The following is a 13,485-nucleotide window of genomic DNA, read 5'->3' as shown; positions in this document are numbered from 1 at the left end:
CACAGCCCGCCGCGCCACAACTTAGCATTCCAAGCCTTCAGGAAATCCCGATGAGCACCCAAGCACTTGCCACCGAGGACCGTGTCCTCCCGCAATCGACCATATCTCCCTGGATGACCTTCACCTTCGCCGCCGCCTGCGGTCTGGTGGCGGCCAATCTCTACTATGGCCAGCCTCTCGCCGGACCGATCAGCGCGGCGCTCGGCTTTTCGCCTTCGGCTACTGGGTTGATCGTCACGATGACGCAGATCGGCTACGGCCTCGGCCTGCTGCTGGTGGTGCCACTCGGAGATCTCCTGGAAAATCGGCGGCTCGTCCTGTCGCTGATCATCGTGGCCGCCGTTGCCCTGCTCGCAGGCGCTTCTTCTTGGTCGCCGTCGCTGTTTCTGCTGGCGTCGCTCTGCATCGGCATCGGCTCCGTCGCAGTCCAGGTTCTAGTTCCCTTCGCAGCCCACATGGCCCCGGATGCCAGTAGGGGACAGGTGGTGGGCAACGTCATGAGCGGTCTGCTCTGCGGCATCATGCTGGCTCGACCGGTCGCCAGTGTCATCGCCGAATATTCGTCCTGGCACGTGGTCTACATCATGTCGGCTCTTCTGATGGTGGCCCTCGCCATCGGGCTGCGCATGCTCCTGCCGACCCGTGTTCCGCAGACGAGCTTGCGCTACGGCCAGCTACTCGCCTCCATGGGCCATCTCGCCCTTCACACACGGCTGCTGCAACGGCGGGCGATCTATCAGGCCTGCATGTTCGGCGCCTTCAGCCTGTTCTGGACCACAACGCCACTACTTCTGGCAAGCCCGGTCTTCGGCCTCAGCCAGAACGGCATCGCCCTCTTCGCGCTCGCCGGTGCGGCCGGCGCCATCGCCTCGCCGATCGCCGGACGGTTGGCCGACCGGGGGATGTCCCAAGCCGCCACGGCTGCGGCCATGCTGCTTGCCATCGGCGCACTGTTGCTGGCGCACTGGTCGAGCAGCGGCTCGACGATGGCGCTGGCAATGTTGACGCTCTCCGGGGTCCTGCTCGACTTCGGCGTCCAGACCAATCTGGTCATCGGCCAGCGGTCGATCTACGCCCTGAGTGCTGCCCACCGCAGCCGCCTGAACGGCCTCTACATGGCAACCTTCTTCTGTGGCGGCGCTATCGGATCGGCTCTCGGCGGATGGGCCTATGCGACCGGCGGCTGGGGGCTGACCTCCTGGATCGGGATCTGCTTCCCGGTGGCCGCCCTGCTCATCTTCGCCACCGAGCGCCGCACGAACGGATAACGCCGCGTCAAGGCCTCAGCTGGCGGCATCATCGAAGCGCGACCGCGCGGCTCTCACCTTCTCATGATTGGCATCGGCCCAGTTCAAAAGCTGGGCCAGCGGCTCGAAAAGCGAGCGACCGAGATCCGTCATGCGGTATTCGACGCTCGGCGGCTTTGTGGGAAAGACTTCGCGATCGATATAGCCGTCGCGCTGTAGTTCGCGCAGCGTCTGCGTCAACATCCGCTGAGAGATGTCGGGCACGAGGCGCTTGAGCTCCCCGAACCGATAGGGGCGCTGCGACAACGCATCCAGCAACAGCGTCGACCATTTTCCATTGATCTGCTGCATCACGTCGCGGACGGGGCAATTGCTGAAGTCCAGCTTGGTCAGGTTGACAGCCCGGCCTTTTTCGCTACTATTCTTGTTGCGCAATTGCACGACAGTGCCACTCATGGGCGGTTCCTTTTCGGTAACGTAGGGTGGAAAAACTGCCTCCTTTACTTCGGCCTGTCAATCTCTATTCTAGCCTAAGTCTCTTTTTGAGACTGCGATGCCGGTCGTTCAACCCGGCCCATGATTAGAGGAACGTTCATGACAATTCTCGTCACCGGCGCGGCCGGTCAACTCGGCCAGCGCGTCATTCATCATCTGCTCGAAACCTACAAGATCGCGCCCGCCGATATCGTCGCCGCAACTCGCAGTCCCGACAAGCTCGCGGAGCTTTCCGCCAAGGGCGTCGTCACCCGCAAGGCTGACTTCGATGACGCAGCGAACCTGGCGCAGGCCTTCGCCGGTGTCGATCGCCTGCTGATCATCAGCACAGATTCGCTCGACACGCCGGGCAAGCGCCTTGCTCAGCATATGGCAGCCATCGATGCTGCCAAGGCTGCCGGCGTCAAGCATATCTTCTACACCTCCATGCCGAACCCCGACAAATCGCTGGTCACCTTCGCGCCAGACCATCTCGGCACCGAAGCTGCCATCAAGGCCAGCGGTCTCGGCTACACGATCCTGCGCGATGCCTGGTACATGGACAATTTCATGATGTCGCTGCCGCACAACCTGCAGGGTGGCAAATGGTATACCGCGACAGCAGGCGGCAAGGCGCCCTACATCTCCCGCGAAGACTGCGCACTGGCAATTGCCGCAGCCCTCGCCTCCAGCAATACGGACAGCACGACCTACACGCTGACCGGCTCCACATCCTACTCCATTACCGACATCGCCTCGACGGTGTCAGCCATCACCGGTCGTCCGCTGGAGGTTGTCGATGTCACCGACGAACAGCTGGCCGGTGGCATGACTGGCGCAGGTTTGCCGCCTTTCGTCGTGGATATGCTGGTCTCCGCCGACGCCAATATCCGGGCCGGTAACTTCGATCAGCTCACCGCCGACTTCACGACACTGACCGGCAAAGAGCCGCAGACGCTGAGAAGCTTCTTCGAGGAAAGAAAAGCGGCCCTGGCCGGCTGATGCTGCGTCGTCACTCCTATTTCTGGGAGCGATGGGATCACGAATGCAAGGGCGCGCAATTAACGGGAAGTCACGCAGGCTCCACGGTAGCGCGCCCTCGTCGACAAGGCGACATAGCCTCGGATAGCAAGTCTCCAGGGTACGGTACCGAGTACCGTCACCCTGGCCTCATTGTCACGCAGCAGACCGGTGTCAGATCGACTGGCCGCAGGCGCGTCGGAAGCGGCGGACGGTTTCCGCCATCCCGAATTCAAGCGCTTCGGCTGTCAGAGCATGGCCGATCGAGGCCTCTGCCAGTTGCGGAATGCGTCGAAGCAAGGCCGGCAGATTGCTGACGGTGAGATCGTGGCCGGCATTGACACCGAGCCCGAGTGCGGTTGCGGCATCGGCCGTCTTGCCGAGCCCGTCGAGCACGACAGCGGCCTGCTCCGGCGCATCGTAGCAACCGCCATAGGGGCCGGTGTAAAGCTCGATGCGATCGGCTCCGATGGCTTTTGCGATCGCCACAGCTTCGGCATCACCGTCGCCATCGGCAAATAGCGAAACGCGGCAGCCCATCTTCTTGTAGGGCCCGATCACCCCGGCGAGGAAGTCCTGGTGCTTGCGGAAATCCCAACCGTGATCCGAAGTCGCCTGCGACGGATCGTCCGGCACCAGCGTCACCTGGTCAGGCTCGACGCCGGCACAAAGGTCGAAGAATTCCTGGGTCGGGTATCCCTCGATATTGAACTCCGCATCCGGAAACTCATCGTCGAGGAGCGCGCGGATGACCGGCAAGTCGGAGAAGCGGACGTGGCGCTGGTCGGGCCGCGGATGCACCGTCAACCCGGATGCCCCCGCTTTGAGCGCGATCCGACCCAGCGCCTCGACACTCGGCCACGGCAGGTCGCGGCGATTGCGTAGCATGGCGATGGCATTGACATTCACGGAAAGCTTTGCGGGCATCTGTCGGATCCAGGTTCACGAACAACGTGCCTGCGCTTTTAATCCCATCGCACGCCCAAGGCCAATGACATTCGCATGGGAGAGTCATGCAAAATATTGATGGGAGTGAGGGCTGTCAGCGAACGATGGTCAGCGTCTCGGCAGCGCGGGTGATCGCCGTGTAAAGCCAGCGTTCGCGCGTGTCGCGGAAGGCCCAGCTTTCATCGAACAGGACCACCTTGTTCCACTGCGAACCCTGCGCCTTGTGCACGGTCAGCGCATAGCCGTAGTCGAACTCGTCATAGCGCTTGCGGGTCGTCCAGGGAATTTCCCCCTGAACCTCTTCGAAGGCGGTCTTCAACAGCTTGATCTTGGCCGCACCCCGATCCATGTCGTCGTCTTCCGGCCGCACGAGCAAGTTGATGCCGGGCTTGGTGGTCTCCTTCGACGAGGTCATCACCTGCCACAGAGAGCCATTCAGCAAACCCTTGGCCGGATCGTTGCGCAGGCAGACGAGCTTGTCGCCGGACTGCGGATAATCGGTATTGAAGCCCTTCAGTTCCCGCAGACGCTGGTTGTAGCGCTTGCGCGTCTTGTTGGTGCCGACCAGCACCTGATCGGCGTCAAGCACAAGCGGCTGCGTGACCTCGCCCTTGGAGATCACCTGCACTGTGCCGTAATCGCCGTGCATGATCTCCTTGCCTTCGCGCACCTGCATGGCGAGCTGGATGATCGGGTTGTCGCGCGCCTGCCGGTGGATGTCGGTGAGCAGGTAATCCGGCTCTTCGTTGGTGAAGAAACCACCGCCTGATATCGGCGGCAGCTGGCCGGGATCGCCGAGCACCAGGATCGGCGTGCCGAAACTCATCAGGTCCTTGCCGAGCGCCTCGTCGACCATCGAGCATTCGTCGACGACGATCAGCGCCGCCTTGGACACGGGGCTCTGCCGGTTGACGGTGAACATCGGCGTCATCGAACTCTTGCCGGTCTCCTCGTCCTCGACCGCCTCCTCGCCGCGCGGGCGATAGATCAGCGAGTGGATGGTCCGGGCGTTGCTGGCACCGCGCGAGCGCAAAACCTGAGCCGCCTTGCCGGTGAAGGCGGCAAACAGCACTTCTCCATCGACATTTTCGGCGAAGTGGCGGGCAAGCGTCGTCTTGCCGGTTCCGGCATAGCCGAACAGGCGAAACAGCGGCGACCGCCCGTCCTTCAGCCATTTGGAAACAGCCTTCAGCGCTTCGTCTTGTTGTGGGGCAAATTGCATGGCCGGACTTGGCAGGATTCGTGTCTTAGAGGCAACCGTAAAAATCTGCGGATACCGGGAATAAAGCCGCAGACGCAGCGCGTCGCCGGCGGATCGATGCCGGCAAGGCCCTATCCTCTATTTCAGCATCGGCCACAAGCTGAGCACGAGCAGGACGGCCATGGTGATGTTAAACCACTTCAGCCGCACCGGCACGGCGAGCCAGTCGCGAAGGACCGAGCCGAAACCTGCCCAGGTGGACACGCTGGGAAAATTGACGGCGGCGAAAGCCACGCCAACCATGACGACGCTGGCGTAGTACATATCCGGAGTGGTGTAGGTCGCCATCGCCGAGACAGCCATCACCCACGCCTTCGGGTTGATCCACTGGAAGGCGGCGGCAGAAAGGAGCGACATCGGCTCCGCGCCGCCTTGCCGCTCGCTGATCGTGCGCGCCGAGCCGATCTTCCAGGCGACCCACAGCAGGTAGGCGCCCCCGGCAAACTTCAGCGTCGTATAAAGCACCGGCACGGTGTGCAGGATTGCGCCGAGCCCGAGGCCGACGCCCAGCAGCAGCGACAGGAAACCGGCGCCGATGCCGATCATATGCGGAATGGTGCGGCGGAAACCGAAGTTCACGCCCGACGCGAACAGCATCATGTTGTTCGGCCCCGGCGTGATCGATGTGGTAAAGGCAAACAGCAGCAGAGTCAGGAATGTGTCCAGCGGCATGATATTCTCCTCCGATATCGACCATCGCTCTCTGCAGCGGGATCATATCCTCCGCCGGCAGCGCCTGCACGCTATGAACGACCTAACCCCGGGACGCGACCCCGCGATTGTGCCGGTGACAAGAATGTCCGGGCGCTCCCAGGCTAGCACTTAAGCGAACATCCGGCTGCTCGACTCTATGCCTCATGCCGGAGGTGGCCGGCCCGCGGGAATTGGAGCCGCCGCTCACCCGCGGGCTTCACCACGCCAGGCCGAAAACAGGTCGCCATTCTGTCCACCCACTTGGAAACATCGGCCTGCGCCATACTTTCTCTCGCGAAAACCGGCATATAGCTTCCCCCTGAAGCACAGCAATGATGCGGAAAGGCAGACCCATGATCGACGACATTCCCACCATCAGCCTGAAGCACGGCCCAGCGGTGCCAGCCCTAGGCCAGGGCAGCTGGAACATGGGCGAGAAGGCATCCGAGGCGAAAGCCGAAATCGAAAGCCTGCGGGCCGGCCTCGACCTCGGCATGACACTGATCGACACCGCCGAAATGTACGCCGACGGCGGCTCGGAGCGGATCGTCGGCCGGGCGATCGAAGGCCGTCGAGACGAGGTGTTCCTGGTCAGCAAGGTCTATCCCCACAATGCCAGCAGCGAAGGCACGATCGCCGCCTGCGAGCGCAGCCTCCAGCGACTGGGGACCGACCGTCTCGATCTCTACCTGCTGCACTGGCGCGGCAGCTACCCCCTGGCCGAGACAGTCGCGGCGTTCGAGAGGCTGAAGGCAGACGGCAAGATCGGCGCCTGGGGCGTGTCGAACTTCGACGTCGACGACATGGAAGAGCTGCTGGGCGTCCCGTCGGGCGAAAACGTCGCCACCAACCAGGTGCTGTACAATCTCAGCCGGCGCGGCATCGAGTTCGATCTCCTGCCCTTCTGCCAAAAGCACCGCATTCCGGTCATGGCCTATTCGCCGATCGAACAGGGACGCCTGCTCCGCCAGCCCGCAGTCGTCAGGATCGCCAAGACCTATCAGGCAACGCCGGCACAGGTGGCGCTTGCCTTCGTCCTCGAACGCGACGGCGTCATCGCCATTCCGAAGACCTCGCAGGCGGCGCGCGTAAAGGAAAACCGCGACGCCGTGTCTCTCGACATCGCCGACGAGGACTGGGCGGAACTGGACGCCGCCTTCCCGCCACCCTCGAGAAAAACGCCGCTGGAGATGCTGTAGCCCCGGCGGCGCGAGACTTCCTACATGCCCTGCGGGCCGCGGTTCATGGCGGCGATGCCGGTACGGCAGACCTCGATCAGCCCGAGCGGCCGCATGATCGCCACGAACTGGTCGATCTTCGACGACTTGCCGGTAATTTCCAGAATGAAGTGCTCGACGGTCGCATCGACCACTTTGGCATGGAAGGCATCGGCCAGCCGCAGCGTTTCGGCGCGCGTCTCGCCGGTGCCGCCGATCTTGATCAGGGCGACCTCGCGCTCGATCGGCCGCTCTTGGCCGAGTTCGCGGGCCCGCACCGTCAGGTCGACGACCCGGTGGACAGGAACGATGCGCTCCAGCTGAGCCTTGATCTGCTCCAGCACCTGCGGCGTGCCGCGGGTGACGATGGTGATGCGCGACAGATGGGCCTGGTGCTCGGTTTCCGAGACAGTCAGGCTCTCGATATTGTAGCCGCGCCCTGAGAACAGGCCGATGACGCGCGCCAGCGTGCCGGGCTCGTTGTCGACCAGAACCGAAAGCGTATGATTCTCGGCAGTCGCTGTCTCCGGCGAGATGAAATAGGCGGAGCCGGTGGGTTGTAGGTGTGCATTCATGATCTTGGATCCGTTTCCTGACAATCTTGTTGAGCTCGACCGCTGATCGAGCCTTTGGTCGAGGCGGCAGACCTGCCGCCTCCGGCCCAGATCAAACCAGCGCCCGCCCCTTGGCGTCGATAGCGTCGGCGACGGCTTCGTCGGTTGCTTCGTCCGGCAGCAGCATCTCGTTATGTGCCTTGCCCGATGGGATCATCGGGAAGCAGTTGGCGAGATTGGCGACGCGGCAGTCGACGATGACGGGACGCTTGACGTCGATCATCTCCTGGATGGTCGCATCGAGATCGCCGGGCTTTTCGACGCGCAGGCCGACGCCGCCATAGGCGTCCGCGAGCTTGACGAAATCAGGCATCGCCTCGGTGTAGGAGTTCGACAGGCGGTTGCCGTGCAGCAGCTGCTGCCACTGGCGGACCATCCCCATGTACTGGTTGTTGAGGATGAAGATCTTGATCGGCGCATTGTGCTGCACCGCCGCCGACATTTCCTGGATGCACATCTGGATCGAGGCATCGCCGGCGATGTCGATGACCAGTGCGTCCGGATGGGCGATCTGGACGCCGAGTGCTGCCGGCAGGCCATAACCCATCGTGCCGAGGCCGCCCGAGGTCATCCAGCGGTTCGGCTGCTCGAAGCCATAGAACTGGGCTGCCCACATCTGGTGCTGGCCGACTTCGGTCGTGATGTAGGTATCGCGATGCTTCGTCAGCTCATAGAGCCGCTGGATCGCATATTGCGGCATGATGACGTCGTTGCTGGTCTTGTAGGCGAAGGAATTGCGGGCCCGCCAGCGGTTGATGTCGGTCCACCAGTCGGACAGTTGCGCCGGCTCCGGCTTTTTCGGCAAGGCGCGCCACAGGCGGACCATGTCTTCCAGGACATTGCCGACATCGCCGACGATGCCGATATCGACAGGCACGGTCTTGTTGATCGACGACGGATCGATGTCGATGTGGATCTTCTTCGAGTTCGGGGCAAAGGCATTCAGGCGGCCGGTGATGCGGTCGTCGAAGCGGGCGCCGATACAGACCATGACGTCGCAATCGTGCATCGCCATGTTCGCCTCGTAGGAGCCGTGCATGCCGAGCATCTTCAGCCAGTTCTTGCCTGAAGCCGGATAGGAGCCGAGGCCCATCAGCGTCGAGGTGATCGGGAAGTTGGTCAATTCGACCAGCTCGCGCAGCAATTTGGAGGCTTCCGGCCCCGCATTGACGACGCCGCCGCCGGAATAGATGACGGGACGGCGGGCGGTCGCCATCAGCTCGATGGCCTGCTTGATCCGGTTGATGTCGCCCTGGACCTGCGGCTGGTAGCTCTTCTGGACGGCATGCGCTTCCGGCGGCGTGTAGGTGCCTGTCGCGAACTGGACGTCCTTCGGGATGTCGACGACAACAGGACCGGGACGGCCGGTCTGGGCGATGCGGAAGGCCTCGTGGATGACGGCCGCCAGCTTGTTGACGTCCTTGACCAGCCAGTTGTGCTTGGTGCAGGGCCGGGTGATGCCGACGGTATCGCATTCCTGGAAAGCGTCCGAGCCGATCAGCGTCGTCGGGACCTGGCCGGTCAGGCAGACAAGCGGGATCGAATCCATCAGCGCGTCCTGCAGCGGCGTGACGGCATTGGTGGCGCCCGGTCCTGACGTGACCAGCATTACGCCGACCTTGCCGGTCGAGCGGGCATAGCCTTCGGCCGCGTGGCCGGCGCCCTGCTCGTGGCGCACGAGGATGTGCTTGATGTCATCCTGCTGGAAGATCTCGTCATAGATCGGCAGGATCGCGCCGCCCGGATAGCCGAAGATGTGCTCGACGCCGTTGTCCTTCAGCGCCTGCAAGACGATTTCCGCGCCGGTCATCCTGTTGTCGGTGGTCTGCTTGTCTGTGCCCGTCATTGCTAAATTCCGTTGTCTGCTTGAGTGTCTTGGAAGCGGGGCGCCCGATTTTGGGCATAAAAAAAGGCTCCTTGGGGAGCCTGTTGTCTAGCGCATGGGTGGCTATCGCCGGATGGTTACACCATCCTGCCCATGCGCTGTCCCACCACAATAAGAATTGCCGCTATCTTCATGACCAAAATTGATAGACAGAAAATTTCGTAGCGTCAACGCTTTCGGCAACAAAAACTCAACAGCCAAGGCAGCACCTCAAAAGAATCAACCAAATCAAGAGGATTTTATTAAGTCTCCCGTTCTATCCTCTGTCCGTATTAGGAGCACTCCCTTTGCTGAACAACGATTTGCAAACCTCCGGCAAGGCAGGCGAACAGGAACGTCGCGACACCTTGGCTCCCGGGAACAGGTTCCTCGGTCGAGTCGTCGCCTGTAGCGGCGCCCACGTCACGATTGCCGCCACGGCAGCCGACGGTGGCACCGACCTCACCGAGCTTTGGTCCGTCGGCAGCCTCGTCTCGATCAGCGTCGGCAGCAACCGGGTGGCCGCCCTTGTCTACTCGATGGACACCGGCAGCAAGGCGTGGGGTGAAGGCCAGGACAACCTGTTCCGCATCGAGGCCGAGCTACTTGGTGAAGTGCGCGTCGATGCCGACGGGCGCGAGGAATTTTCCTCCGGCATATCGCGCTATCCCTATCTCGGCGCCATCGCCCATCGCATCCGCGCCCGCGATCTCATGCGCATTTTTGATTCCGGAAAGGATAGCAGCTGCGTCATCGGCAAGTTGACGCAGGACGAGACGCTGGACGCCACCATCCATATCCCCTCGATGCTGTCGAAGCATTTCGCCGTGGTCGGTTCGACCGGTGTCGGCAAGTCGACGGCCGTATCGCTGCTGCTACACAAGGCTATTGCGACAGATCCGAAACTGCGGGTCCTCATCCTCGATCCGCACAATGAGTTCGCCGCAGCCTTTCCCAATGACTCGGTCGTCATCGACACCGACACGCTCGACCTGCCCTTCTGGCTGATGCGGCTGGAGGAGTTCGCCGAAGTCGTCTTTCGCGGTCGCCCGCCGGTGCCGGAAGAGCTCGACATGTTGCGCGACATCATCCCCGATGCCAAGCGCGCCTTCCGGGGCAGCGATTCGCCGTTGATGCGACGGCAGACGGAAAAGAGCTCGATGACGGCGGACACGCCGGTTCCCTACCGCATGGCCGACTTGCTGGCGCTGATCGACGAGCGCATCGGCAAGCTCGAGGGCCGGCACGAAAAACCGCATCTGCGCTCGCTGAAGATCCGCGTGATCTCGGCGATCAACGATCCGCGCTATCATTTCATGTTCTCCAACAACACGATCAGCGACACGATCATGGAGACCATCGCCGAAATTTTCCGCATTCCCGGCAACGACCGGCCGATCTGCACCTTTCAGCTGGCGGGCATCCCTTCGGAAGTGGTCAACTCCGTTGCCTCGGTGCTTTGCCGTATGGCCTTCGAAATCGCTCTGTGGAGCGATGGGGCGATCCATATGCTGGTCGTCTGCGAGGAAGCGCACCGCTATATCCCCGCCGACCCCAACCTCGGCTTCGTGCCCACCCGCCAGGCGATCTCACGCATCGCCAAGGAAGGGCGCAAATACGGCGTTTCGCTGGGCATCATTACCCAGCGCCCAGGCGAACTCGACCAGACCATCCTCTCGCAGTGCTCGACACTGTTTGCCATGCGGCTTGCCAATGACCGCGACCAGGAAATCATCCGATCGGCCATCCCCAATTCGTCGATGTCGACCACCAGCTTCCTGTCGTCGATCGGCAATGGCGAGGCAATTGCTTTCGGCGAGGCGATCGCCGTGCCGATGCGCATGCGCTTTACCCGTGTCGCGGAAAACCTCATTCCAAAGGCCAACGGGCTGGCCGAGCATCCCGATGAGACAACACCAGACAATGTCGACCTGCGCACCATCGTCGGCCGCATGCGCTCGATCTCCGGCCCCGATCTTTCCGCCTTCCAGGAAAGCTATGCCACCGGCGTGCAGAAAGCCGGGACCGAGGAGCGCGACGCATATATGCAGGACGAGGGTGATGCGCGATATCCGCAGGCCGCCGGTCGGCCTGCCACCACGCCGATCGAGCCCTACCGGCCGGACATGCTGTCGGGCCTCGGAGCGCCCAGCCGTCCGGCAGCGCCACCACCGCAGACCTCCATCGACAGCAAGCTTGCCGACCTGCGCCGCGACTACAGGCGCGAGGATGCGAGCCGCGCCAACCTCGGCCAGGAGGGCATCTCGTCACTTCGCCGCGAACCGGGACCGTCGCTGCGCGAGAGCGTGTTGAAAAAGCCGTTGGGCTCGCTGTTCAATAGGGACTGACGGCCACCGTCGTCAGCCGATCCGTTCCCAGCTCTCGTCCATCTGGTTGCGGAACCAGGTCATCTGTCGTTTGGCATATTGCCGTGTGGCGGCGGCTCCGAGCGCAAGGACATCGGAACGGCTGATGTCGCCCCGCAGCATCGCCGCGATCTGCGAGACGCCGATCGCCTTCATGACAGGCTGCTCAGGCGCCAGATCGAGCGCCAGCAGATCCACGACTTCCTGCTCGGCGCTGGCTGCCAGCATCTTTTCAAAACGGCCGTCGATGCGCTCGTGCAAGACCCGCCGCTCCGGCAGCACGACGATCTTCCGCGCGCGGGCGGGATCGACGATGACAGGCCCGGCAAGCCCCTGCAGGGTTGTCAGCGACTGGCCTGTCGCATCGAGCACCTCCAGCGCCCGCACGATGCGCTGTCCATCCTGCGGCTTCAGGCTGGCCGCCATGGGCGGGTCACGGAGCGCCAGCTCGCGGTACAAGGGCTCCGCGCCCTCCGCGATCAGGCGTTGTCGAAGCCCGTCGCGAATCTCGGCGGGCACGTCGGGCATTGGTGAAAGCCCGCCCGTCAAAGCCTTGAAATAGAGCCCTGTTCCGCCCACGATCACCGGCATCGCTCGTTGCTGGCGCAGCTGCTCGAGCAACCTGGAAATCTCTCTGAGCCAAATCCCGGTGGAATAGGCAGCCTTGGCAGCCACATGCCCATAGAGATGGTGGGGAATGCCCTTCATCTCTTCCTGCGACGGTCGTGCCGTCAGGATCTGCAGGGTGTCATAAACCTGCATGCTGTCGGCGTTGATGACGACGCCGCCATGTCGGCTCGCAAGCTCCACCGCCAGCGCGGACTTGCCGCTGGCGGTTGGCCCGGTTATCAGGATCGCGTCGATGTCGTTCACAGGGTTTCCCATCATGGCCTTCGTTGCCACGCTTATTGCCAATACGTCAAACCCCGTTCTTGGTCCGAGCCTTGCGGAAAGAGCAGCGGACGCGGTTGCGGCCTCCGGCCTCTACTGGCTGGCGGACGGCATTGCCTGCGATATCGCGCTACGCGACGGCACGGATTTACCGGCTGCAGAAGCGAGGCTCCGCGCGCTGATCGGCGGCACCGCGATCGACCTGGTGATCCAGGAGGCGGAGAGCCGGCGCAAGAAATTGCTGATCGCAGACATGGATTCGACGATGATCGCGCAGGAATGCATTGACGAACTGGCAGCTGAAGTCGGCCTCAAGGATCATGTCGCGGCAATCACCGCCCAGGCGATGAACGGCGAAATCGCCTTCGAGCCGGCCCTGCGCGCCCGCGTCGCCTTGCTGAAGGGCCTGCCGGTGTCGGTCGTCGACGAGGTGATCGCCAAGCGCATTACGCTGACGCCGGGCGGCCCCCAACTGATTGCCACCATGAAGTCGAAGAGCTTCCATACCGCGCTCGTCTCCGGTGGCTTCACCGTCTTTACCAGCCGCATCGGCGCCACTCTCGGCTTCCATGAAAACCGCGCCAATATTCTCCTGGAGGAGAATGGACTGCTGACCGGTCTTGTCGCCGAGCCTATCCTCGGCAAACAGGCCAAGGTCGACGCCCTCACGGAGATTGCTTCGACCCTCGGAATATCGACCGCTGACGCCTTGGCTGTCGGCGACGGAGCCAATGATCTCGGCATGCTGCAGGCGGCCGGCAGTGGTGTGGCGCTGCATGCCAAGCCGGCAGTTGCCGCGCAGGCAAAGATGCGCATCGACCATGGCGACCTGACGGCACTGCTTTACATTCAGGGCTACCGGAAGACGGATTTCATCGACGCCTGAGACG

The 13,485-nt window shown here is 62.7% G+C and carries 12 protein-coding genes; 5 read left to right on the top strand and 7 right to left on the bottom strand.

Features of this window, described 5'->3' with window-relative positions:
- Positions 1-50 precede the first annotated feature (50 nt).
- Entirely contained in the window at positions 51-1,268 is a 1,218-nt protein-coding gene (locus VH564_RS11000) for an MFS transporter (protein ID WP_423339859.1), read from the top strand.
- 15 nt (positions 1,269-1,283) lie between these two features.
- Here VH564_RS11000 and VH564_RS10995 read toward each other — a convergent pair whose 3' ends face one another.
- Positions 1,284-1,703 carry a winged helix-turn-helix transcriptional regulator gene (locus tag VH564_RS10995; RefSeq protein ID WP_423339858.1) on the bottom strand — a complete coding sequence of 140 codons (420 nt, stop codon included), beginning with the start codon at positions 1,701-1,703 and terminating at the stop codon, positions 1,284-1,286.
- 138 nt (positions 1,704-1,841) lie between these two features.
- On the opposite strand from VH564_RS10995, the gene VH564_RS10990 reads away from it, so the two are divergent.
- Positions 1,842-2,723: an SDR family oxidoreductase gene (locus tag VH564_RS10990; RefSeq protein ID WP_423339857.1), complete on the top strand. Its 882-nt coding sequence runs from the start codon at positions 1,842-1,844 to the stop codon at positions 2,721-2,723.
- Between the two features lie 192 nt (positions 2,724-2,915).
- Here the strand turns inward: VH564_RS10990 and VH564_RS10985 are convergent, their stop codons facing one another.
- From VH564_RS10985 to VH564_RS10975, 3 genes are all read right to left on the bottom strand, one after another.
- Positions 2,916-3,668, bottom strand: a complete 753-nt coding sequence (locus VH564_RS10985) for a pyridoxine 5'-phosphate synthase (protein WP_423339856.1) — start codon at positions 3,666-3,668, stop codon at positions 2,916-2,918.
- Positions 3,669-3,783: 115 nt separating this feature from the next.
- Positions 3,784-4,911, bottom strand: coding sequence for an ATP-dependent DNA helicase (locus VH564_RS10980; protein ID WP_423339855.1), 1,128 nt, complete (start codon positions 4,909-4,911; stop codon positions 3,784-3,786).
- Positions 4,912-5,028: 117 nt separating this feature from the next.
- The gene (locus VH564_RS10975; protein WP_423339854.1) at positions 5,029-5,622 is read right to left on the bottom strand and encodes a LysE family translocator; all 594 of its coding nucleotides are present in this window, start codon (positions 5,620-5,622) and stop codon (positions 5,029-5,031) included.
- A gap of 374 nt (positions 5,623-5,996) precedes the next feature.
- On the opposite strand from VH564_RS10975, the gene VH564_RS10970 reads away from it, so the two are divergent.
- Positions 5,997-6,842 (top strand): aldo/keto reductase, encoded by an 846-nt coding sequence (locus VH564_RS10970; RefSeq protein WP_423339853.1) that lies wholly within the window; start codon positions 5,997-5,999, stop codon positions 6,840-6,842.
- A 20-nt stretch (positions 6,843-6,862) separates the two neighbouring features.
- On the opposite strand, the gene ilvN is transcribed toward VH564_RS10970, so the two are convergent.
- Together ilvN and VH564_RS10960 are read right to left on the bottom strand one after the other, a co-directional pair.
- Positions 6,863-7,435, bottom strand: a complete 573-nt coding sequence (gene ilvN / locus VH564_RS10965) for an acetolactate synthase small subunit (RefSeq protein WP_423339852.1) — start codon at positions 7,433-7,435, stop codon at positions 6,863-6,865.
- Between the two features lie 91 nt (positions 7,436-7,526).
- Entirely contained in the window at positions 7,527-9,320 is a 1,794-nt protein-coding gene (locus VH564_RS10960; RefSeq protein ID WP_423339851.1) for an acetolactate synthase 3 large subunit, read from the bottom strand.
- Positions 9,321-9,646: 326 nt separating this feature from the next.
- On the opposite strand from VH564_RS10960, the gene VH564_RS10955 reads away from it, so the two are divergent.
- A complete protein-coding gene (locus tag VH564_RS10955) occupies positions 9,647-11,686 on the top strand; it encodes an ATP-binding protein (RefSeq protein ID WP_423339850.1) in 2,040 nt (679 codons plus the stop codon).
- Positions 11,687-11,698: 12 nt separating this feature from the next.
- Here VH564_RS10955 and miaA read toward each other — a convergent pair whose 3' ends face one another.
- Positions 11,699-12,592, bottom strand: coding sequence for a tRNA (adenosine(37)-N6)-dimethylallyltransferase MiaA (gene miaA / locus VH564_RS10950; protein ID WP_423339849.1), 894 nt, complete (start codon positions 12,590-12,592; stop codon positions 11,699-11,701).
- Between miaA and serB the strand changes: the two genes are divergently transcribed.
- Positions 12,591-13,481, top strand: a complete 891-nt coding sequence (serB, locus tag VH564_RS10945; RefSeq protein ID WP_423339994.1) for a phosphoserine phosphatase SerB — start codon at positions 12,591-12,593, stop codon at positions 13,479-13,481. The genes miaA and serB overlap by 2 nt on opposite strands.
- Positions 13,482-13,485 lie beyond the last annotated feature (4 nt).

The organism is Rhizobium sp. HT1-10 (assembly GCF_049472505.1).
GTDB lineage: Bacteria > Pseudomonadota > Alphaproteobacteria > Rhizobiales > Rhizobiaceae > Rhizobium.
The sequence above is the reverse complement of the archived record's forward strand: the minus strand, read 5'-3'. Positions and strand labels throughout refer to the sequence as shown.